The sequence below is a fragment of the Staphylococcus kloosii genome (genome assembly GCF_032139365.1).
Taxonomy (GTDB): domain Bacteria; phylum Bacillota; class Bacilli; order Staphylococcales; family Staphylococcaceae; genus Staphylococcus; species Staphylococcus kloosii_A.
In genome coordinates this window covers 1-22310 of record NZ_JAVTDB010000053.1, presented here as the reverse complement: position 1 = coordinate 22310, position 22310 = coordinate 1, and the positions used below count along the sequence as shown (strand labels likewise).

At 33.4% G+C, this 22310-nt stretch carries 23 protein-coding genes; 1 reads left to right on the top strand and 22 read right to left on the bottom strand.

Features of this window, described 5'->3' with window-relative positions; genetic code table 11:
• Positions 1–68 precede the first annotated feature (68 nt).
• From rnc to RPL90_RS06785, 11 genes are all read right to left on the bottom strand, one after another.
• A complete protein-coding gene (gene rnc / locus RPL90_RS06835; RefSeq protein WP_313547166.1) occupies positions 69–800 on the bottom strand; it encodes a ribonuclease III in 732 nt (243 codons plus the stop codon).
• Between the two features lie 174 nt (positions 801–974).
• Positions 975–1208: an acyl carrier protein gene (locus tag RPL90_RS06830; RefSeq protein ID WP_002462381.1), complete on the bottom strand. Its 234-nt coding sequence runs from the start codon at positions 1206–1208 to the stop codon at positions 975–977.
• Between the two features lie 167 nt (positions 1209–1375).
• On the bottom strand, positions 1376–2110 hold the full coding sequence (gene fabG, locus RPL90_RS06825; RefSeq protein ID WP_313547163.1) for a 3-oxoacyl-[acyl-carrier-protein] reductase: 735 nt from the start codon (positions 2108–2110) through the stop codon (positions 1376–1378).
• Positions 2103–3029, bottom strand: a complete 927-nt coding sequence (gene fabD / locus RPL90_RS06820; protein WP_313547161.1) for an ACP S-malonyltransferase — start codon at positions 3027–3029, stop codon at positions 2103–2105. Before fabD ends, fabG begins: the two co-directional genes overlap by 8 nt.
• 1 nt (position 3030) lies before the next feature.
• The gene (gene plsX / locus RPL90_RS06815; RefSeq protein WP_313547159.1) at positions 3031–4008 is read right to left on the bottom strand and encodes a phosphate acyltransferase PlsX; all 978 of its coding nucleotides are present in this window, start codon (positions 4006–4008) and stop codon (positions 3031–3033) included.
• Positions 4001–4570, bottom strand: coding sequence for a transcription factor FapR (gene fapR, locus RPL90_RS06810; protein ID WP_313547156.1), 570 nt, complete (start codon positions 4568–4570; stop codon positions 4001–4003). Before fapR ends, plsX begins: the two co-directional genes overlap by 8 nt.
• 520 nt (positions 4571–5090) lie before the next feature.
• Positions 5091–7139 (bottom strand): ATP-dependent DNA helicase RecG, encoded by a 2049-nt coding sequence (recG, locus tag RPL90_RS06805; protein WP_313547154.1) that lies wholly within the window; start codon positions 7137–7139, stop codon positions 5091–5093.
• Between the two features lie 2 nt (positions 7140–7141).
• Positions 7142–8011, bottom strand: coding sequence for an L-serine ammonia-lyase, iron-sulfur-dependent, subunit alpha (gene sdaAA / locus RPL90_RS06800; RefSeq protein ID WP_313547152.1), 870 nt, complete (start codon positions 8009–8011; stop codon positions 7142–7144).
• Between the two features lie 12 nt (positions 8012–8023).
• Complete coding sequence (gene sdaAB, locus RPL90_RS06795; protein WP_313547149.1) at positions 8024–8689, bottom strand: L-serine ammonia-lyase, iron-sulfur-dependent subunit beta; 666 nt, start codon at positions 8687–8689, stop codon at positions 8024–8026.
• 231 nt (positions 8690–8920) lie between these two features.
• Positions 8921–10564: a fatty acid kinase catalytic subunit FakA gene (fakA, locus tag RPL90_RS06790; protein WP_313547147.1), complete on the bottom strand. Its 1644-nt coding sequence runs from the start codon at positions 10562–10564 to the stop codon at positions 8921–8923.
• Positions 10565–10578: 14 nt separating this feature from the next.
• On the bottom strand, positions 10579–10950 hold the full coding sequence (locus RPL90_RS06785; protein WP_313547145.1) for an Asp23/Gls24 family envelope stress response protein: 372 nt from the start codon (positions 10948–10950) through the stop codon (positions 10579–10581).
• 241 nt (positions 10951–11191) lie between these two features.
• On the opposite strand from RPL90_RS06785, the gene rpmB reads away from it, so the two are divergent.
• A complete protein-coding gene (rpmB, locus tag RPL90_RS06780; RefSeq protein WP_061854869.1) occupies positions 11192–11380 on the top strand; it encodes a 50S ribosomal protein L28 in 189 nt (62 codons plus the stop codon).
• A 61-nt stretch (positions 11381–11441) separates the two neighbouring features.
• Here rpmB and RPL90_RS06775 read toward each other — a convergent pair whose 3' ends face one another.
• The 11 genes from RPL90_RS06775 to RPL90_RS06725 all read right to left on the bottom strand — a co-directional run bounded on the left by RPL90_RS06775 (position 11442) and on the right by RPL90_RS06725 (position 21916).
• Positions 11442–12077, bottom strand: coding sequence for a thiamine diphosphokinase (locus RPL90_RS06775; protein WP_313547143.1), 636 nt, complete (start codon positions 12075–12077; stop codon positions 11442–11444).
• A gap of 4 nt (positions 12078–12081) precedes the next feature.
• Positions 12082–12726 (bottom strand): ribulose-phosphate 3-epimerase, encoded by a 645-nt coding sequence (gene rpe, locus RPL90_RS06770; RefSeq protein WP_313547141.1) that lies wholly within the window; start codon positions 12724–12726, stop codon positions 12082–12084.
• A complete protein-coding gene (gene rsgA / locus RPL90_RS06765) occupies positions 12727–13602 on the bottom strand; it encodes a ribosome small subunit-dependent GTPase A (protein WP_313547139.1) in 876 nt (291 codons plus the stop codon). It abuts the gene before it with no gap.
• 146 nt (positions 13603–13748) lie between these two features.
• Entirely contained in the window at positions 13749–15794 is a 2046-nt protein-coding gene (pknB, locus tag RPL90_RS06760) for a Stk1 family PASTA domain-containing Ser/Thr kinase (protein ID WP_313547137.1), read from the bottom strand.
• On the bottom strand, positions 15791–16534 hold the full coding sequence (locus RPL90_RS06755; protein WP_313547135.1) for a Stp1/IreP family PP2C-type Ser/Thr phosphatase: 744 nt from the start codon (positions 16532–16534) through the stop codon (positions 15791–15793). The genes pknB and RPL90_RS06755 overlap by 4 nt, the downstream gene beginning before the upstream one ends.
• A gap of 7 nt (positions 16535–16541) precedes the next feature.
• Positions 16542–17636 (bottom strand): dual-specificity RNA methyltransferase RlmN, encoded by a 1095-nt coding sequence (rlmN, locus tag RPL90_RS06750; RefSeq protein WP_313547132.1) that lies wholly within the window; start codon positions 17634–17636, stop codon positions 16542–16544.
• A gap of 3 nt (positions 17637–17639) precedes the next feature.
• Complete coding sequence (rsmB, locus tag RPL90_RS06745) at positions 17640–18950, bottom strand: 16S rRNA (cytosine(967)-C(5))-methyltransferase RsmB (RefSeq protein ID WP_313547129.1); 1311 nt, start codon at positions 18948–18950, stop codon at positions 17640–17642.
• Entirely contained in the window at positions 18947–19879 is a 933-nt protein-coding gene (gene fmt / locus RPL90_RS06740; protein ID WP_313547126.1) for a methionyl-tRNA formyltransferase, read from the bottom strand. The genes rsmB and fmt overlap by 4 nt, the downstream gene beginning before the upstream one ends.
• Positions 19872–20360 carry a peptide deformylase gene (locus RPL90_RS06735; protein WP_313547123.1) on the bottom strand — a complete coding sequence of 163 codons (489 nt, stop codon included), beginning with the start codon at positions 20358–20360 and terminating at the stop codon, positions 19872–19874. Before RPL90_RS06735 ends, fmt begins: the two co-directional genes overlap by 8 nt.
• A 189-nt stretch (positions 20361–20549) precedes the next feature.
• Entirely contained in the window at positions 20550–21242 is a 693-nt protein-coding gene (locus RPL90_RS06730; RefSeq protein ID WP_313547120.1) for a GNAT family N-acetyltransferase, read from the bottom strand.
• A 518-nt stretch (positions 21243–21760) separates the two neighbouring features.
• Positions 21761–21916: a hypothetical protein gene (locus RPL90_RS06725; RefSeq protein WP_313547117.1), complete on the bottom strand. Its 156-nt coding sequence runs from the start codon at positions 21914–21916 to the stop codon at positions 21761–21763.
• Positions 21917–22310: the final 394 nt, after the last annotated feature.

Here is a 22310-nt window from a genome sequence, read left to right as displayed (position 1 = left end):
ATACATTACCAACTCTACATAAGAGTCTTCACCTATTTGTGCTAAATATTTATATCTATTTCAACACCTTAAACTTTAGTTACCATCGTTTTGTAGGCACTTTCAGCAGCCTTTTGTTCAGATTCTTTTTTAGTCTTACCTTTACCTTCTGCTATAGCTGTGTTTTCTAAGATTACTTCTGAAGTAAATAAACGATGATGTGCAGGGCCTTCCTCTTTGATGAGTCTATAAGTTACATCACCTTTATTTTGTTGGTGTACAAATTCTTGAAATTGAGTTTTAAAATCGATAACACCATCAAGTTCATCATCTTCAGCAAAAGGAAAAATGACATGTTGGGCAAAATACCATACAGATTCTAATCCTTGATCTAAATATAATGCACCTACAAAAGCTTCGAAAGCATCTGAAACTAATGAAGGTCTCGTACGTCCACCTGTTTTCTCTTCGCCTTTACCTAGTAAAATTAATTCATTTAATTGTATTTTATTGGCAAATATTACAAGTGAGGGTTCACATACTATTGTTGCACGCATTTTTGTCAGGTTACCTTCTGGTAAATCTGGATATTTATCAAATAAGTAGCGTGAAACCGTCAATTCTAATACCGCATCTCCTAAAAATTCTAATCGTTCATTATGGTCTAACCGATTCATATTAAAATCATTAATAAAACTTGAATGAGAAAACGCTTGTTGGTATAACTCAACATTGTTATAAGTTAAGTTTAATTGTTCCATCTTTTGTGCAAACCTATCTTTGAAGTCATTAATTATATCTATCTTTTTGTTGTTGCTCAATCTCTTTCCTCCTAAACTTATTAAACATGGTCATACATATATAATTTTACGTTAAAACAAGGGAAAACTAAAGGGAAACCTATAGTAATTCTTTATCTATTAAGTTGTTTCATTTCAAAAACTAAAGTCAATAAAAAATCTGAACCGCAAGGAAACGGTCCAGATTTTAATTTATTATTTTTCAAGACTGTTAATGAAGTTAACAGCGTCACCAACTGTGTTGATTTTTTCAGCTTCTTCATCAGGAATTTCAGTACCAAATTCATCTTCTAATTCCATTACTAATTCAGCGATATCAAGTGAGTCAGCACCTAAATCGTCTTTAAATGATGCATCAGCAGTTACTTTATCCGCATCAACACCTAATCGATCAACGATGATATCTTTTACTTTATCGAAGTTTTCCACGTCGATTCACCTCCTTTAAAAAGAATATACATAGACTTTATCATTTTCCCATTTTATACGGGGAAATACAAGCGTTATTTCACCCATTTAGTCGTTAAATTTCAGAAAACGATGTGGCTAAGTCGTATTATAAAGGTAACTATTATTTTTAACAATAATAGTTCCACTTACATGTACATACCACCATTGACATGAATTGTTTGGCCTGTAATATATTTAGCTTTATCTGATGCCAAGAATACAACAGTATTAGCAATATCAGTATCGTCACCAAATCTTGAAAGTGGGATTTGCTCTAACATTTGTGATTTCAATTCTTCGCTTAAAGCATCTGTCATATCTGAAACGATAAATCCAGGCGCTACCGCATTAACCGTAATGTTTCTAGATGCTAATTCACGTGCACTAGATTTAGTTAAACCGATTACACCTGCTTTAGTTGCAACATAGTTAGCTTGTCCTGGGTTACCTACAGCACCTACAACACTTGATAAGTTAATAATTGAACCACTTTTTTGACGTAGCATTTGTGGCGTTACTTTTTGAATACAATTAAAGACACCTTTTAAATTTGTATCAATAACATCGTCCCATTCTGATTCTTTCATACGCATTAATAAATTATCACGCGTGATACCTGCATTATTTACTAAAACATCCACTGAACCAAATTGATTTACAACTTCTTTAATCATTGCTTTAACTTCATTACCGTCAGCGACGTTTGCTTGAATTGCAAAACTTTCTACATTTTTCGCTTTAATTTCTTCTACAACTGCTTCCGCTTTTTCTTTACTTCCTGCGTAGTTAACTGCTACATTATAGCCTTCTTCAGCTAATTGTAGCGCTATACTACGTCCAATGCCTCTTGAAGCTCCAGTTACTAATGCACTTTTAGTCATTTTCATTCCATCCTTTTACATCTTCAATAGTTTGAATTGAAGTTAATTTTACGTCTCTATTGATTTTCTTAATCAATCCAGATAAAACTTTACCTGGTCCAACTTCGATAAAATGGTCAACACCTTGATCAATTAACCATTCTGTAGATTCAATAAATTGTACAGGCGAATATAGTTGCTTAATCATATTTTGTTTTATTACAGAGCTATTAGTCTCTGGTTGAGCATCAACATTTTGCACGACTGGGAACTGTGCGTCATGCCATTCAAATTGCTCAATATATTCAGCAAATTGTTCTTCTATTACTTGCATCATTGATGAATGGAAAGGACCTGAAACAGATAGTGGCATAACACGTTTAGCACCTAATGATTTACCTTCTTCTGCAAGTTTGTCTATTAATGTTTTGTGTCCAGATACAACAATTTGTCCTGGAGCATTAATATTAGCAGGTTCTATAATTTCATTATCAGTCGATAATTTTTTACAAATAGCATCTACCTCGTCGTAATCCAGCCCAAGTACAGCAGCCATGCTACCGACACCATTAGGAAAAGCTTCTGCCATAAGTTGACCACGTTTTCTTACAATTTTTACTGCATCTTCAAATTTTAATACGCCACTAGCTACTAAACTTGAATATTCTCCAAGGCTGTGCCCCATAGTATAGTCTGCATTTAAGTTATTTAACGCCTCATACAAAGCGACACTATGCGTTAGTAAAGCTGGTTGTGTATTTTCTGTTAGTCCTAATTTGTCCTCACTATCAGTAAACATTGTTTCTAAAATATCAAAGTCTAGTTGTTGTGCAGCTTGATCCAATACTGCTGTAGCATTGCTATCAACGTTATATAAATCATGCGCCATGCCTACTTTTTGTGACCCTTGTCCTGGGAAAATTACAGCTGTTTTACCCATATTATTCACCAACCGTTTCTCTCATAGTTTTAACAATCTCTTGTTCTCCGGCAATTTTAGCTTGTCTAATTGCAGAGTAAAATGCTTTAGCACTTGAACTACCATGTGCTTTTACAACGATGCCGTCTAAGCCAAGTAATACTGAACCACCGTATTCTGCATAGTCCATTTTACGTGTTAAACCTTGTAAGTCTTTACGTAATACTAAAGCTGCCATTTTGTTTTTGAAACTACTTAATAGTGTTTCTTTAAACATTTTGCCAAAAGCTTTGGCTACGCCTTCAAGATTTTTTAATATCATATTACCAGTGTAACCATCTGTAACGATAACATCGGCAGCATCTTCCATTAAACCTTTAGCTTCGACATTACCATTAAATTTAAAGTCATTTTGTTCTTCCATTAAATTAAATGCTTTTTTAGTTAAGGCATTACCTTTTGCTGCCTCTGTACCAATATTTAATAAACCAACAGATGGTTGTTCAATGCCACGAATCTTCTGAGCATAAATACTTCCTAATTGAGCATATTGTAATAAATGTTCAGCTTTTGCATCAGCGTTCGCACCGACGTCCATGAAGACGAAACCTTTACCTGATGTTGTCGGTAATGTAACGACTAAAGCGGGTCTCGACACGCCACTAATACGGCCAACAATAAATAATCCAGCTGACATTAAGGCACCTGTATTACCTGCCGATACACAACCGTCTGCCTCGCCTGATTTAACAGCTTCCGCCATACGAACCATAGAACTATCTTTCTTTCTCTTTATTGCTCTTACTGGTTCATCTTCCATTGTAATTTCTTCAGTACAATGTCTGACTTCAACACGTCCGTGGTTTAAATTACATTGATCTTTATCACCAAATAATATAATCTCTAAATCTTTAAAATCATTAACTGCTTGTTCTACAGCTTCAAGTACAATTTGAGGTGCATCGTCGCCACCCATCATATCAATTGCAATTTTAACCATTTATTTCATCCTCACTTGTATAATACATTTTGAAAGTGCCACCAAAAACTTGTTGCTCTTTAACGTATGATTTCACTTCAATAATATAATATTTTTCTCTATATTCTACAACTTGTGCTTCTGCAGTTACGATATCATTTAATTTAACTGTTTTTACAAATTTAATATTACTTTCTTTTGTTAAAACGACTGGTTTATGTATTAAAGCGACACATAATGAATTGGCTTGAGCAAATAGGACATGTCCTCTAGCAATTAAATTACGAGAAAAAACTGAATCTTCTCCTATATTAATAATAGATACTGCATGTTTATCTGGCTCTACGTTTATAACGTCACCAATGATTTCGCTCCCATCAATCGACCGAATTCTATCATGATTTTCTTTAGCAACATTTTTAATTCGTTTGCGTAATTCTGGAATATTCAAGTTGGTGCGATCTAAGCGTATTGTTTGAATACTTACGTCAAACTTTTCACTTAAATCCAAGTCAGTAATGAAGGGATTGCGTTCTATTTCTTTTTTAATTGAGTCACGTCTTGCTTGCTTTTTTAATTTCACAAAAACCCTCCTTAATTATTTTTTAGTACCAAGTCTTAAACATTCCTAACATATCATAACACTTTCTATTTTAAATGCTCAACAATTATGTGATTTATTTATTTCTCAGGCTAATTTAATACTTAGTTTATTTTCAAATTAACAATACTTACTTAAACTTATTACTCATAATATTTAACTTTCATCCTTACAGACCATCTATTATTATGCATATGCTTAAAAATATGTATAATTCAACGAATACTATTATATACTGCAAAATATTAATAATTAAAGTTAACAACTTTTTTCTATTATACGGGCAATATGAAGAAAGTTTGGGCATGTACAATGGCTACTTGTATGTTACTCGCTTTATCTACTAACTATGCTAACGATGCTGAGCAGTCACAATCGAACAGCATTATCGCTATAGATAAAGCATAAAATGATGTAGCCGTACCCAAATAAATTCACCTCAACAGCATTAAAATACACACTCAAAACATAGTGTCTCAAGCGTGTATTTTTATTATTATAATTAATCAAAACTCGTATAAAGTAAATTACGTTCTATAAAATGTCTCAAACGTTCATATTCTCTCGAGAAAAAGGCGCCAGATTTAATTAATTCTGCGGCTTCATCTCTTGCCACTTCTAACATTTTATAATCTTCTACTACGTTTGCAACTAAGAAATCAGGCAACCCACTTTGCTTCACGCCAAAGAAATCACCAGGTCCTCTCATTTCAAGGTCCCGTTCACTCAATTCAAAGCCATCAGTCGTTTGCGTCATGATATTCATACGCTCAATACCGACTTCAGTTTTTGGCGATGCAATTAACACACAATAACTTTGTTGATCACTTCGTCCTACACGGCCTCGTAATTGATGAAGCGTAGATAAACCAAATCGATCTGCATCATAAATCATCATGAATGTTGCATTTGGTACATTGACACCTACTTCTACAACAGTCGTTGACACAAGTATGTCTATTTCATGATCACTAAAGCGTTGCATCACAGCATCTTTCTCATCGCTAGATAATTTACCGTGTAAAATACCTACGCGCTGTTCCCCATAATAATCTTTCAATGATTCAAATAAAGCAACGACGTTTTGTACGTCTTCTAAATGCTCTGAACTTTCAATAAGAGGGCATATAACATAAGCTTGTCTCCCTTTTTTAAGCTCATTGGTCATTTGATTTAACACGTCTTCATAGGCTTCATGTTTCGACCAACTCGTGATGATAGGTTTGCGCCCACGCGGTAATTGTTTAATTGATGAGACATCCATTTCTCCAAATACCGAAATCGCCAACGTTCTTGGAATAGGTGTAGCCGTCATAAATAATACGTTCGTCATTGCACCTTTTTCTCTTAACAATTGCCGTTGATTTACACCAAATCGATGTTGCTCATCGGTAATAACTAACCCAACGTTATTAAATACAACATCTTCTTGTATTAGCGCATGCGTACCTATCAAACAATCTATAGTGCCTTCTGACAATTGTTGTAATAAGACTTTACGTTTTTTTCCTTTGACCGAACCTGTTAGTAATGCTACGTTCATCGTGTCACCAAATAAATCTACGAGGCTCTCTGCATGTTGTTCGGCTAATATTTCTGTAGGTACCATTAAGGCAGATTGGTACCCCGAAGTTTTCAATGCATACATACATATTGCAGCTACTACTGTCTTACCCGATCCTACATCACCTTGCAATAATCGATGCATTCTAATCGGCGCTTTTAAATCTCTAAATATTTCATTCACACTCTTTTTTTGGGCGTCAGTTAATTCAAATGGCAAATTATTAATAAACTGTTTTACTTTATCGATATCATAGTCGATTTCAACCGCTTCATCTGAAGTCTTTTCTAATCTATTTAGCCATTGCATTCTTAGTTCAAATAAAAATAATTCAGTAAAAGCATAAGTTCGCCTTGCTTTTAATAACGATTGTTTATCAGTCGCAAAATGTAAGGCTTTCACTGTTTGTTCTAAAGTTTCAAGTTTGTATTTATCTCTTAAATCTTGAGATAACCATTCATGTATAGTAACCTCATCTATCACTTGTCGAATCATATCACGCAATGGCTTTTGTTTAATACCTTCTTTGATTCTATACACGGGTTCAAACTGTTCATTTTCATTTATGTTTTCTTCATTGAAAAACATTCTATTGCCATTAATCTCTTGCTTGTTACGTATCCATTTCCCTTTTACAATCACTTTACCGTGTAACTCAATTTTCTTTTTCAAATACGGTTGATTAAAAAATACACATTTAACTGCTATATTGTTCACCATTAAATGAACGGTCAATTTGGATTTATTTCGGCCAAAAAAAGCGACAGTTGGAGATGAGTAAACTTCACCTACAACTGTCACTATAGATTGATCATCAGCCTCAGTTAAGTCAATTATAGTATTATCTTCATAACGTGTTGGTAAGTATAAGATTAAATCCTCAACTGTATTAATATTAAGTTCATTTAACACCGCCAACCGTTTAGGACCCAAACCCTTGATTTCAGATAATGGAAATGGACTTTCTATTAAATTGACTTTTGACATAATTAATCACCAAATATTTCTTGTTTCAAACGTTGCCCAGTTGGAGTACCTGCAAGTCCTCCACGACCTGTCTCTCTTAAAGCAGAAGGCATTGTTTGTCCTATTTTATACATTGCTTCAATGACTTCATCCGTTGGAATTCTAGAAGTAACGCCTGCTAATGCCATATCAGCAGAAACAATCGCATTAGATGCGCCCGCAGCATTACGCTTAACACACGGTACTTCAACTAAACCAGCAACTGGATCACATACTAAACCTAGCATATTTTTTAAGCAAATTGCAAAAGCTTCAGCTGATTGTTGTGCTGTGCCACCAGCTAATTCAACAGTTGCAGCTGCTGCCATCGCTGCTGCAGAACCTACTTCTGCTTGGCAACCACCAGCCGCGCCTGAAATTGAGGCGTTGTTAGCCACTACAAATCCAAATGCGCCAGATGTTAATAAGAAATTTAACATATCTCTCCTTGAAGGATTTAGTCTTGGTTTTAGTCCAAATAATACACCTGGTACGACCCCCGCAGAACCGGCAGTAGGTGTCGCACATATTTTACCCATCGCTGCATTAACTTCGTTTGTTGCAACTGCCTTACTCACTGCATCTAACAATGTATTACCTGCTAATGATTTCCCTGTAGCTAAATAATTTTTAATTAATACTGCATCTCCACCTGTTAGTCCTGTTGTTGATGTTACGCCTTCAAGTCCCTCATCTAAGGCATTTTCCATAGTTTGTAAATTTTTATCCATATTAGCATAAACTGCTTCTGCTGATAGTCCAGTTACTTCCATTTCTTGCTCGAGCATTACTTCATGAATCATTTTATTTTCGGATTCACAAATTGCAATTAATTCTTTCACACTTTTAAACATGCTATTCCTCCATTAGGCGTCGCCCATGAGTGAAACAGTCACTACACCATCGACGTTTTTTATTCTCTCTATAATTTCATCATTAATAGCGTCATCTAATTCGCAAGTCATTAAAGCTTGATCGCCTTTTTCTTTACGTGCAACTTGCATACTTCCAACATTAATACTTGAATCTCCCAAAATGTTTGCCACGCGTCCAATCGTACCAAATGTATCTTTATGAAAAACAAGTAGCGCAGGATAATTACCACTAATAGCGATATTAAAGCCATTAATTGCTATAATTTCAATCTTACCGCCACCTATTGATACACCTTCGACAGAAATCTCTTTATCTCCATCTCTCATATTAATTATGGCAGTATTTGGATGTGAACGCTCTTCAGACATTTCGATAAAATTTACTTTCATGTCCTTTTCTTTAGCTGTTTCTAAACTTGTTGTTAAACGATCATCATCTGTATCGTAGCCGAGCAAACCACCTACCAATGCTACGTCAGTGCCATGACCTCTGTATGTTTCCATAAAAGAACCATATAAATATATATCTGCTTGTTGTGGTGTTTGACCAAACAAATCTCTTGCAACTAAACCAATTCTGACTGCACCAGCTGTGTGAGATGATGATGGACCTACCATTGTTGGTCCTATAATGTCAAAAACGCTTTTATATTTCATAATGATACCCCACAATAATTTTTAATAATTCTAAAGTGTTGCGCTTACATCTTTACGTCCATATTATTATAACAAGCTATATCTCATTTATAAACTATTATCGGTTGAACAACACATAAATAAATAAAATAACAATTAATACCTGCATAATTTATAAATACAATGCGTTATGTACACAAAAATATACGTAATTAAGCCGTAGCCTAATTACGTATTATTTCAATAGCTGTTTTATTCTACTGCAAATAAATAAGGATAAACGGGTTGTTGTCCGTCATGTTGATCTATTTCTATTTCAGGATATTGTGCTTCTAACCAGTCGATTATTTGTTCTGTGTTGTCATTCGTAGCTTCTGCGCCTGCAATAATAGTAATAATTTCACTATCTTCTTCAATCATGTTAGTTAACAATGCTTTGATAGCTTTAACTTGATTAGCGTGCGTTGCTACAATTTTATCCTCTTGCAAACCAATAAAGTCATGTTCTTTAACGTCCACGCCATCAATTTTTGTATCTCTTACGGCATAAGTTATAGCGCCTGACTTAACAGTTTCAAGTGATTGAATCATACGTTCTTTATTATCCTCTAAGCTATCATTACTGTCTAAATTGAACAGTGCAGCTATACCTTGCGGGATGGATTTTGTAGGCACAACGACTGCTTCAGCATCAACTAAATCCGCTGCTTGTTCACTCGCCATTAATATGTTTTTATTATTAGGTAAAATAATCGCACGTTTGCATTCAGTTTGTTTAATAACTTCGACGATATCCTGAGTAGAAGGGTTCATCGTTTGGCCCCCACTAATTACATTAGTAGCACCCATTGATTTAAATAATTCAGAAATTCCTTCGCCCATTGAAATTGTAATGATTGCTGTTTCAACTGTTTCAGATTTAGGTTGATTATGTTGTTCTTTTCTCAACACTTCTCTATGTTGTTCTCTCATATTTTCAACTTTAAGTTTAATTAATTCGCCATATTGTTGACCATAATTGAATACTTCACCTGGTTTTTCAGTATGGACATGAACTTTAACAATTTCATCATCATTAATTACAAGTAATGAATCCCCAAATTTACTCATATCTTCCCTAAATTCATTTTCATCAAATGCTTTTAGCTGACTATCAAAACGTACCATCATTTCAGTACAATATCCGTATTTTATATCATCAGTACTGATTACTCCATGAAAATCGTGTGCTTCATGAACAATTGGATCTGTGCCTATTTTAGCTTTATCACTAGTAATTGTTTCACCTTTAAGTGCACTTAAAAATCCTTCATAAATAAGCACTAAACCTTTACCACCACTATCTACGACACCAACTTCTTTTAACACTGGTAATAAATTAGGTGTATTTTCTAATGATTTAGTTGCTGCTTCAACTACATAAGATAATAATTCAATGCAATCTTCAGTATGCTCCATTTTTTCTAACGCTGCAGCTCCTGCATCCTTAGCAACAGTTAAAATAGTACCTTCTACTGGTTTCATAATGGCATTGTAGGCTGTTTTAACCCCAGCTTGAATACTTTCAGCAAATTGTTTTGCGTCAATTGTTTCTGATTGTTCTAAATGATGACAAAATCCTCTAAATATTTGTGATAGTATAACGCCTGAGTTTCCTCTTGCACCCATTAATAAACCTTTAGCAAAAGTTTTACCTTGTTCGCCTATATGCGTAGATAGATTTTGCTCAACTGCTTCTTTTCCTGAAGTCATTGTTAAATTCATGTTTGTCCCAGTATCACCATCTGGCACTGGGTAAACATTTAGTGAATCTACCAAGTCTGCATTATTTGATAAATTTTGCGCACCTTGAAAAACCATATCCGCAAATAATTTACCATCGATTGTACGTACCATTATGTATTGTCCTCCTAATTGTCCTTACCATTATTAATTCTTAAACCTTGTACATGTATATTTATAGCATTAATTTTTACTTTTAAAGATTGTTCTAATGTATACTTAACCGTCGCTTGAACATTACTAGCGACTTCTGAAATTTTTACACCATAGCTTACAATAACATACATATCAACGTTGATACTGTCATTAGCACTATGAATAACTATGCCTTTAGCATAATTTTCACGGCCTAATATTTCAGCTATGCCATCTCTCACTTGTTGTTTAGATGCCATGCCAACAATGCCATAACACTCAACAACTTTGCTACCAACTACAGTAGCGATAACATCATTAGAAATATCTATGTTCCCGTAATCATTGTTTATTTCCAATGTCATTGTCGTTACCCTCCATTTTGTGTAGTCATAGTTTCGTACCACTTTTACTTTTCGTCATTAATGATATGTAACCATTAACTGTTACAATATTTCATTTCGCATTATTATAGCATATTTTGTTACATCTAAAAGCAAAATAGTCAATAATATTAAAATTTATTGCTTTGATTTATTATATATGATAAATTTGTAAGGTATGTAGTAGATACGTGTATTTATATTTATTAAAGGAGGTACTTTCATGGGCAAACAATGTTACGTAACAGGTCGTAAAGCTTCAACTGGTAACAATCGTTCACACGCTTTAAACGCTACGAAACGTAGATGGAATGCTAACCTTCAAAAAGTTAGAATTCTTGTAGACGGAAAACCTAAAAAAGTTTGGGTTTCTGCACGTGCTTTAAAATCTGGTAAAGTTACTAGAGTTTAATAAATATAATGCACAAAAAGACCCATCCTTATGTGGAGGATGGGTTTTTTTTTATTTGCAGTTAATCAGTTGATTGTATCATTAAAACTGTGCCTTCATGTAGTTCAACGACAGCTGACTGCCCATCCAACTCATTAGATATAGTTAATGTGGACCCTTGTTCTAAATTTTGATGCTCTAACGGGTATTTAAAATTGATTAACGAAATTGATGTCGGATAGTTAACTGGTATGAAGGAAACATATTTAAAGTTTGCTTGTTGCTCTATGTTATAATGCCCAGCAGTTAAATATTGTATTTCATTTTGCTGATCGATGATCATAATTTTTACATTTAGGCGCTGATATTCAGGCTTTTCCAGTATTTGTAATGCGCCCATAAAGTGGTCTAACCTACCACCAGTTGCCCCATAAATATAAATTTCTAAAAAACCACGCTGTACAGCTTCTTCAACGGCTATCGCTAAATCAGTATCATCTTTTTCTGCTTTAACCGGATTGATGCCAAATTGATTAGATAATAATTGTCTCTCTTTATCATTTATTGAATCGAAATCGCCAATCGTAAATTCAGGTTCGATATTATTTTGATATAGAATTAAAGCGCCTCGATCTACGCCAACCCATTTTTCTTTGCTTTTATGATTTAATAAATGATCGGGCGTGTTTCTATCGCTACACAATAAATTTATATGCATAACATCATCCTTTTAATTGTTTTACTGCATCATTGTAACTTTGATGTCCAAAAAAGTATGAACCCGCAACTAACATCGTTGCCCCATTTTCAATAACCTTATCTACTGTCTTGTCGTTAATACCACCATCAACTTCAATATCAAAAGTTAAATTATTGGCTGATTTAACGCTAGATAATTGTTTTAATTTTGTAACTGTTGATTCAATAAATGCTTGACCACCAAAACCTGGATTCACTGTCATTACTAATACATAATCTACCATATTAATCACAGGTAATATCGTTTCTACAGGTGTACCTGGATTAATTACAACACCTGCTTTTTTCTTAGCATTTTTGATTTGTTGAATTACTCTATGTATATGTGGTGTTGCTTCAACATGAACAGAAATCATATCCGCACCACTGTCTGCAAATAATTCAATATATTTTTCAGGCGATTCAATCATTAAATGCACATCAATAGGTAAAGATGTACCTCTGCGTACTGCTTCAAGTACAGGTATGCCTACTGAAATGTTCGGTACAAATTGACCATCCATAACATCAAAATGGACGCCATCAACGCCTGCTGCTTCTAAGTTTACTAATTCATCATTTAAATTTAAAAAATCTGCTGATAATAGAGATGGGAATATCTTTGCCATTTAATATCTTTCCTTTCTGTTACTAATCTCGTTAAACAATTGAACATAATGATCATATCTAAATTGAGCAAGGTTGCCTTGAGCCAGTTGTTCTTTCACATTACATTTTGGCTCATTAATGTGATTACAATCTCTAAATTTACATAATTCTCCCAATTCATTAATATCTATAAAGTATGCTTTCACTTCATTTTTTTGAATGTGGTCAAAATCTAAAGCACTAAATCCAGGGGTATCTGCAATAAACCCATTATTTCTTTCAAATAACTCTACATGACGTGTTGTATGTCGACCGCGGTTCAATGATTTAGATATATGTTGTGTCTCAAGTTGTAGTTCAGGAAAATAGTGATTTAACAATGTAGATTTCCCAACTCCTGACTGGCCACTTAACACGGCTAAACCTTCTCCCCATTCATTAAATATTGCGTCAATATTACTATCTTTGCCGATAAATTGAATTTGATATCCTATTTCAGCGTAAGTAGCAAGTTGCTGCTGAATATTGTGTTGTATTTCTGACGTCGCTAAATCTTTTTTAGTAATCAAAATTTGAGGACGTAAATGATATGAATGTGCTATAACTAAAAACCTATCTAATAATTGTGTTGAAAAATCAGGTTCTACTGCACTCATAACGATAATTAAGTGATCAATATTACTCACCGGTGGTCTCTTTAGTTCGTTCTTGCGTTCATGTACATGTTGAATATAACCCTCTGTTTTGTTTTCGACATCAAAATCTACGACATCCCCAACTATCGGAGAAAATTTATTTTTTCTAAATAAACCTCGTGGTTTTGTATCATACATTTCTCCTTGTACATCCACACGATATACACCACTTAGCGATTTAATGATACGTCCAGTTTTCAACTTTGCACCTCTTTTCATTACTATTACTTGTCTTATTATAGCAAAGCATAGTTATTTTAAATAATAAATAACCTACAAATAAAATAAAAGAGGTAAGACAAATTTTAATAACGACTATTAAAACTTGTCTAAACCTCTATTTACAATTAAAAATCATATGGAATATCTTTGTCTGACACTACTTTGTCATCTACTCGAACTGTATAACCTGCTGTTTTTCCTTTAGCAATTTTCATCGGAATTTTAATTGTTTTATCGTCTTTAATTTTATAAGTTTGAGCTACCGATGATCCAGAGTTGTCTTTATCTCTAATATAAACTTTTACTTCTTGGCTTTTATCGTCTTTACCAGTATAAGGTACGACGACTGTTTGCGTATAAGTTTTAGTCATATCTTCATCGTCGTCATCTTTATTCTTATGTTTGTCATCTTCCTTATCTGTCTTGACTTTGTCGTCATCACCTTTTTTCTCTTTGCCTTTAGAGACGACAAAGGAGATTGTAGAACCTTCATCTACTTCTTTATCTTTAGGTGACTGACTAATAACAGACCCTTTACTTACATGGTCGTCATTTTTTTCGGAAGTTACGACAACGTTAAAACCTTTGTCTTCTAATTTAGACTGAGCATCTTTAAATGATTTGTCCTCAAAGTCATCAACGTAAACTTGTTTAACACCCAATGATTCGGTCAATTTAATATTATTACTGCTTAATTTAACATTATTACCTGCCGTAATATTTTGCTTTTCAATTAATCCTTTGGCCATATTATTTTTTGTATAAGCTTTATCCACTTTTACATTTTTAAAGCCTAGGTCTTTTAATTTTTTTACCGCTTCGTCTTTTGGCACACCAAATAATTGAGGCATTTTAGCCGTTTGAGGCCCTTTAGATAAAATGATATCGACTTTACTATTTTGTTTTAATCTAGAACCCTTTTTCGGAGATGTTTTAATAATTTTATTTTCACCATATTTATCACTATATGCACGCGATGTTTCACCTAATTTAAGCTTTTTCTGAGCCAAAATAGATTCTGCTTGTTTTTCTGTTTTGCCAGATAAATTTGGTGTTTCTAAATATTTATTACCGAACATCCCCATAGCAACAAAGCTAAATAGACCGCAAAGCAATATAACTAAAATGAAAGCATAAAAAAACTTTTTCTTTTTCGATCTTTTTTTAGGGGGCACAGCATAAATATGCTCTTCACTCGATTGAAATTTCTGGTGATCCACAATAGGAATTTGCATCGTTTGCTCAATATTATTGTTATCTTCTTGTCTAACACGTTCTTTGATTTCATTTTTATCAAATTCCATCGTTGTCTTAGCCATATCTTCAGATACATATTTAGCTTCATTAATGCGATCATCTGACATTGTACTCTTTAAATCTTGCTGCATTTCATTTACAGATTGGTAACGTTTCTTTTTATCTTTTTCAGTGGCTTTCAATACTACATTACTTAACGCTTGAGGCACATCTTTGCGCTGATCAGTAGGATTTGGCATTTCGTCTTGAATATGTTTAATTGCAATGCTTATGGCATTTTCACCATTATATGGTGGTTGGCCTACTAACATTTCATATAGTACGACACCAATAGAATATATATCTGTACCACTATCCGTTGATTCTCCGCGAGCTTGTTCTGGTGATAAGTACTGCACTGTACCGAGTACATGATTTGTTTGCGTCATCGTCGTTTCGCTTAACGCTTTTGCAATACCAAAATCTAAAATCTTTAATGTTTTATCTTTTTCGATTAAGATATTTTGCGGCTTAATATCTCTATGCACTATTCTAGTTTCATGAGCGTGTTTTATGCCTTCGATAATTTGCTCAGTAAAATTAATGATTGTTTGAATATCTAACGGTTGATGATTCGCTATATATTCAGAAAGTGTAGGCCCGTCGATATACTCCATTACTATGAAAAAACAATCATCGTTTTCGGTTACATCATAAACGTTAACGATATTTTTATGAGCAAGTTGTGTTAAGTTATGTACTTCTCGTTCAAAACGTTCTATTGTTTCTTCTTTTTCATTTGCGGGGATAGCAATAGCTTTGATTGCAACGTTACGCTTTAAAATTGTATCTTTAGCAAGATAGACAACACTCATCCCTCCGCCACCAAGTTTCTCAATCACTTCATAACGGTCATTTATTACCTTGCCTATCATACTTTGTCACCTTCAATCTCTGCGAGAACAAAACTTATATTATCATTAGAATCATTAGCTAATGCTACTTCTATTAATTTTGCTCCGATACTATCAATAGAGTCGTTGTCCTCGATGATTTCTTGTAGTTGATTATCTCTAACATAATCAGTTAGTCCATCAGAGTTTAATATAAGATAATCATAGTAATTAAAACGTTTAACAAAAATATCTGGTGACACTAATTTGTCTGTACCCATAACTTTAGTAATAATATTTCGTTGTGGATGACTGAATGCTTCTTCTTCAGTAATCTGACCAATCATTACTAAATGATTAACGAATGAATGGTCACTAGTAATTTGCTCAACGTCTCGACTATTGACTAAATAAGCGCGAGAGTCTCCTATATTTGCAACGACGATATAATTATCAAATACTAATGCACAAACACATGTCGTTCCCATACCGTTGTATTCAGGACGATCAATGGATAACTGATAAAGCTCGCGATTAATATTTTTTAACGTCGAACGTAACCAATCTTCTGCTTGATGTGATTCTATTAAGTTTTCTGTCTCAAAGCGTTGTTGCAATTCTTTAGTTACGAATTGACTAGCCACTTCACCCGCTTGATGTCCGCCCATGCCATCACATAAAACTAATAGTTGTTGATTTGTTTTATTATAAAATACGCCGCCCGCATCTTCATTGTTTTCACGATATTGACCTTTGTCAGTATAAAATTGTGCTTTTAGCATTTGATCTCTACCTCGTTTCTACTTGTCGTTCCTTAGCTCTTAATTGACCACATGCAGCGTCAATGTCAGATCCTTGTTCTCTTCTAATAGTTGCATTAATACCTAAACGCTTAAGCTCTTTTTCAAATTTAAAAATATCTTCTTTCGGTGTCTTTACATAATTACGTTCAGGCACGTGATTGACAGGTATTAAGTTAACATGACAATTTAAATCTTGAATTAAATGCGCTAATTCTCTTGCATGTTCAAGCTGATCATTCACTCCGCCAAATAAACCGTACTCGAAAGTAATACGACGATTTGTTTTTTCTTGGTAATATTCTATTGCTTCCATTAATTTCTCAACATTATATGCTCTATTAATAGGCATAAGTCGTGAACGAATTTCATCTTTCGCCCCGTGTAAACTTACGGCAAAATTAATTTGAATATCTTCCTCAGCAAAATCATAAATTCTAGGAATGATACCTGAAGTTGATACAGTAATATGACGTGCGCCAATGTTTAATCCATTATCATCGTTAACGATTCTTAAGAAATCCATCATTTCATCATAGTTTTCAAAAGGTTCACCAATACCCATAATAACAATTTGAGAGACACGTTCTGCTGTTTCATCTAATGCTTTTTGTACTGTTAAAACTTGTGAGACGATTTCTCCAGCTTCAAGGTTTCTTTTTAATCCACCTAAAGTAGAAGCACAGAATGTACAACCAATACGACAACCCACTTGTGTTGTTACACAAACTGAATTTCCGTACTCATGTCTCATTAATACTGTTTCAATTGTATATCCATCTTGTAGTTCAAATAAAAACTTAATCGTACCATCTTTACTTTCTTGTTTTACTACTGTAGACAGTGTTGTCATAACAAAATTTTCTTCTAATAACTCTCTTAAATCTTTAGATAAGTTTGTCATTTCATCGAAACTATTGATACGTTTTTCATATAACCATTCGAATATTTGTTTTGCTCTAAATTTTTGTTGTTTATGTTCTACTAACCAATCTTGCATCTCGTCATATCTTAAAGAGTAAATAGATTGTTTCTCAAAATCCGGTAAAAACTTGTTTTTTTTCTTTTTTTCGGCTGTAATCATAAATTAGCTATCCTTCCGTCTTATTTTAGTTATAAAGAAACCATCGGAGTTGAAATCTTGGGGTAGTATTTGCATTGTTTTAACTTGCTCGCCTGTTCTCGGGTCTACAAATAGCTCAAATTCAAAGTCCTTATTATTTTTTAAAAATGTATAAATTACATTTTCATTTTCTAGTTGTTCTATTGTACATGTAGAATAAATCAATGTACCGCCAGGTTTAACGTTTGCTTTAACATTATCTAAAATAGCTAATTGTGTGTCGACAAGACTATCTATTGTTGTTTTATTTTGTTCGTATTTTATTTCTGGCTTATGGCGTAACACACCCAAACCACTACATGGCGCATCAACTAAAATCTTATCATACACTTTATCATATTTTTCTGTGGCATCGTGTGTATAGCTTAAAATGTTAGATAATCGTAATTTTTTGATATTAAAGTTAATCAAATCAATCTTATGTTCATGAATATCAGTAGCCTCTATTTGACCTTGATTATCCATCAGTTCTGCAAGATGACACGCTTTGCCGCCCGGTGCACTACACGCATCTAAAATTAAATCTTGTTTTTCAGGTGCTACAATGCCAGCTACCAACATAGAACTTTTATCTTGAATTGATACTAAACCATCTTTAAACATTCGTGACTCAATGATAGGTTGGCCACTAACATGTAAACAAATAGCGATATGTTGATCTTGTACTACTTCAAAACCATCATCTTGCAATCTTGAAATTGCATTGTCAACACTGATTCGTGTCGTATTAACTCTTACAGTTTGTTGAACTTTCTCTAGTTGCGATTGAGCAATCTCTACTGTTTTGTCTATACCATAATGTGTCGCCCAATGATCGACTAACCATTTAGGTATACTATATTGAATTGCAATGCGTTTTTTAGTATCTGCAATTTCTTCAAATTTAGGTAAATCACTACGCATAATATTGCGTAAAATACCATTCACTACATTACCGTTATGTGGACCACCTTTATATTTAGCAATTTCTACCGCTTCATTAATGATGGCATGCTCAGGAATTTTATTTAAATAAACATATTGATAAATGCTCATCCATAATAATTGACGGACCCATCCTTTAATTTTGGTTTGGACAAATGGCTTTAAAAAATAATCTAACGTATATTTTCTCGCTAAAGTACCGTAAACCATCTCAGTATACAAATTTTTATCGGCTCTATTCATTTCACTATTAGATAGCGTGTCGTTAATAATAATATTACTGTATGCTTTCTCATTAATAATTGCTTGTAACGTATCAAATGCATGTCGTCTTACAGATATTTCTGTCATGTTAATTCCTTCCCTACTAATGATGTTTGGACACCACTTAAATAATTTGCTGCAAGCATACGCTTTTTACCCGCAACTTGAATATCCGTTAAAGCAATCGCATCTTGTGATCCTGTCCCAACTATAATTGCCTTTTTAGTAGTTTCTATAATTTCACCTGGTTTGCCATCTTTATTAGTAACAACATGGGCAGCATATAATTTCATATTTGCGTCATCCATAATCGTATAAGCTACTGGCCATGGAGATAACCCTCTAATATGGTTATAAATTGCTTCTGCTGGTTGGTGCCAATCAATTTTTTCATCGTCTCGACTTATATTTGAAGCAAAAGTAGCTTCGCTATCATTTTGTGGCTGTCTACTATTCGTACCATTAATAATGGCAGGCAATGTTTCTTTTAATAAATCAGCGCCTAAGAAACTTAATTTATCATGCATTGAACCAACATCGTCTTGCTGTTCAATATCGATTGCACGTTGAGCAATAATATCACCTGCATCAAGTTTTTTCGCCATATACATAATTGTTATACCTGTTTGTGTTTCGCCATCGATAATAGCTTGATGTATCGGAGCACCGCCTCTATATTTTGGTAATAAAGATGCGTGTACATTGATTGCACCTAATTTAGGTGCTGCTAATAATCTTTCCGGTAACAATTGACCAAAGGCAGCTGTCACTATTAAATCTGAGTCTAATGCTATAAGTTGATCTAATTCTTCAGATTGTATTAATTTTTCTGGTTGATAAACAGGTAGCCCATGTTTTACTGCAATCTCTTTAACTGGTGGTGATGTCATTTTTTTCTTTCTACCTACTGGTCTATCTGGTTGTGTAACAACAGCTATAACATTATGTTCGGCTATAAGCATTTCCAAAACTGTCGTTGAAAAATCTGGTGTTCCCATAAAAATTATATTACTCATGATTAAAATATGCCTCCATCTCAGATTCAGTCATTAATCGTTCAACACGTTCGGTGAATAACGTTCCATTAAAATGATCTACCATATGTAATATCATTCGGGCTACATCATCATAGGCTGTTAATTCAACTTCATTGCCTTCTTTATCATTACTTTTCACGACTATCATCTTACTTCTTGTCACTTCACCATATACGTCTGGTATGCTAATCGAACCTTCAAGTTCTGTTATTTTTTCATCTGATTGGCTTATTATTACAGGATTAATTAACTGTAAAAGTCCATCTATTTCCATATCGATTATAGCTACTTGTTGATCAATACCAATTTGTGGTGCACATAATGCTGACGCTTCTTGTCCATACATAGTATCTTCTATATCTAATAATAATTGTTCAAGATTTTCATTAAAATCCTCAACAGGAGAAATCTTTTTAGACAACAATGGATGTTGTTTTGCAACCAAACGTTTAATTGTCATCAGTAAGCCACCTCTCAAAATTCATCATATCATTATAACTTATCTTACATAAAATTGCGACCGTTACTAAATTTAACTTTTGCGCAAATTATATTGCTGTCTTTTAATTAATAATATTATGTTTTAGCAATCAAAAACAAGCACCTTCATAAAAGTTAAACTTTTATTTAACGATGCTTGTTGTCATAGTTATTGAATATTCAAACTTTCGTATTGTCGTCCTTTGCTATCAAAATTATTTGGTGATAACCATCGTTCATATTGCTGTTTTATACTAGGCCACTCACGATTCAACATAGAAAACCATGCCGTGTTTCTATTGCGTTTTTTATAAATTTTATGTTGTCTAAATGTACCTTCGTAAGTAAATCCTAATCTTTTTGCACTATTTTTAGACGCTTGATTGAAGTCATCACATTTCCATTCGTATCTACGATAGCCCAGCACTTCAAAAACATAATTCGCTAATAAATAATGAGCCTCAGTCGCAATACGTGTTTGCTTTAGAACGTTTGAAAAATGAATATGCCCGACTTCAATCGACGCATCTATTGGATTTATTCTCAGTAGCGCAAGTTCTCCAAGGGCTTCATTTGTATCTTGATCAATTATGGCCATAAAATATGGATCTCGTGAATTAATTTGATTATTTATATACTGCTTAAATTGGCCTTTGTCTTTGAGTGGTTCTTCAGTTAGATACGTCCAATTTGGTACATCATCATCTAAACTAAAATGGTTATACAAGTCATCTATATGTTGTACGGCTAACTTTTCCAAACGACAGTAACGACCATTTAAAATATTCACTGTAGGATTTGACGGTAAATTAAAAGCCTCTAAACTTTCACCAATAGGTTGATTAAATTGATTATATCTCACTTCTTACACCCCTTTTGTTAAAGTTATATTTAAATTTGCTAAATAATTAAACGCTTGATAATTTAGTCTATTGAAGCGGAAAAGACATTTAAGACTAAAGGTTATCATACCTTTTTTACTTATTCATAAACTATAGTTGACATACTTCTAATGGTTAAATTGAGTTCCATCGAATGATATCGGTAGGTTCATCACTTTTTCTTATTATAAAATTATCATGAAGTATGCGATCAAAATCATCTGTAAAACTATTCAATTTCATGTTATTTAATAAGGACTTTTTATTTATCTTCTTTTTAATAATTAAAAATGCCATACCTATACACATCCACATCCGATTATCGAAAACCAAACGGACGTCTAAACACCCCTATCTGCTTATCTTTTGTTAATACGTTATATACTATCCTAAATAATAAACAATAATTATTAATCAAACATATTCAAGTTCATTTATTCATAATAACTATACTGTTTCTTTGACTTCTTAAATTTATATATTCCCTTCTTTAAAATTATCATGTAATAGCTTTCACCAATATCTTAATAATACGACTATTATATTTTTTAAAGTCATCTAATTCTTCTTTAACGTGCGTATAATCAAACATAGCTAAAAAAGTTAACATGATTATCTTTAAGATAAATTTAAGGATTCGTTTAACCTTACTCATAAAGATATCCCCATTTAATATATGTAAATTTATATTAATTTATATAATACCCTACTTAAATTATAAAATTCATCGTATAGCATAAATTAAAACCATAGTATATTTACTTTGGTTAGCCATTTCACTTACTAAATAAAAAAAGACCACCCAATTAAGGGTGGCTGTCTGAGTGTTTGTCTGGAGATACGCCCTAGAGCATATATTAGACAAACATTCACAAGATACGCCCTAAGACGTATTAATGTATCATACAACATTTTGGTGATTAAAGCTATCTTTATTTAAATAAAGCTTACTTCTAGAAAACTATTAGCAACTTACTAAAGTTTAAAAGTTATTATTTGATGTTTATAAAAAGTTTGGCTTTTGTACCAACCATACTTATCTATAACGC

Bases quoted from the DNA above. Each gene is read 5' to 3' on its own strand.
- fabG (WP_313547163.1), bottom strand. From the start codon at position 2,110: ATGACTAAAAGTGCATTAGTAACTGGAGCTTCAAGAGGCATTGGACGT.
- fabD (WP_313547161.1), bottom strand. From the start codon at position 3,029: ATGGGTAAAACAGCTGTAATTTTCCCAGGACAAGGGTCACAAAAAGTA.
- plsX (WP_313547159.1), bottom strand. From the start codon at position 4,008: ATGGTTAAAATTGCAATTGATATGATGGGTGGCGACGATGCACCTCAA.
- recG (WP_313547154.1), bottom strand. From the start codon at position 7,139: ATGTCAAAAGTCAATTTAATAGAAAGTCCATTTCCATTATCTGAAATC.
- sdaAA (WP_313547152.1), bottom strand. From the start codon at position 8,011: ATGTTTAAAAGTGTGAAAGAATTAATTGCAATTTGTGAATCCGAAAAT.
- sdaAB (WP_313547149.1), bottom strand. From the start codon at position 8,689: ATGAAATATAAAAGCGTTTTTGACATTATAGGACCAACAATGGTAGGT.
- fakA (WP_313547147.1), bottom strand. From the start codon at position 10,564: ATGGTACGTACAATCGATGGTAAATTATTTGCGGATATGGTTTTTCAA.
- RPL90_RS06785 (WP_313547145.1), bottom strand. From the start codon at position 10,950: ATGACATTGGAAATAAACAATGATTACGGGAACATAGATATTTCTAAT.
- rpmB (WP_061854869.1), top strand. From the start codon at position 11,192: ATGGGCAAACAATGTTACGTAACAGGTCGTAAAGCTTCAACTGGTAAC.
- RPL90_RS06775 (WP_313547143.1), bottom strand. From the start codon at position 12,077: ATGCATATAAATTTATTGTGTAGCGATAGAAACACGCCCGATCATTTA.
- rpe (WP_313547141.1), bottom strand. From the start codon at position 12,726: ATGGCAAAGATATTCCCATCTCTATTATCAGCAGATTTTTTAAATTTA.
- pknB (WP_313547137.1), bottom strand. From the start codon at position 15,794: ATGATAGGCAAGGTAATAAATGACCGTTATGAAGTGATTGAGAAACTT.
- RPL90_RS06755 (WP_313547135.1), bottom strand. From the start codon at position 16,534: ATGCTAAAAGCACAATTTTATACTGACAAAGGTCAATATCGTGAAAAC.
- rlmN (WP_313547132.1), bottom strand. From the start codon at position 17,636: ATGATTACAGCCGAAAAAAAGAAAAAAAACAAGTTTTTACCGGATTTT.
- rsmB (WP_313547129.1), bottom strand. From the start codon at position 18,950: ATGACAGAAATATCTGTAAGACGACATGCATTTGATACGTTACAAGCA.
- fmt (WP_313547126.1), bottom strand. From the start codon at position 19,879: ATGAGTAATATAATTTTTATGGGAACACCAGATTTTTCAACGACAGTT.
- RPL90_RS06735 (WP_313547123.1), bottom strand. From the start codon at position 20,360: ATGACAATTAAACGTTTGGTTGCAAAACAACATCCATTGTTGTCTAAA.
- RPL90_RS06725 (WP_313547117.1), bottom strand. From the start codon at position 21,916: ATGAGTAAGGTTAAACGAATCCTTAAATTTATCTTAAAGATAATCATG.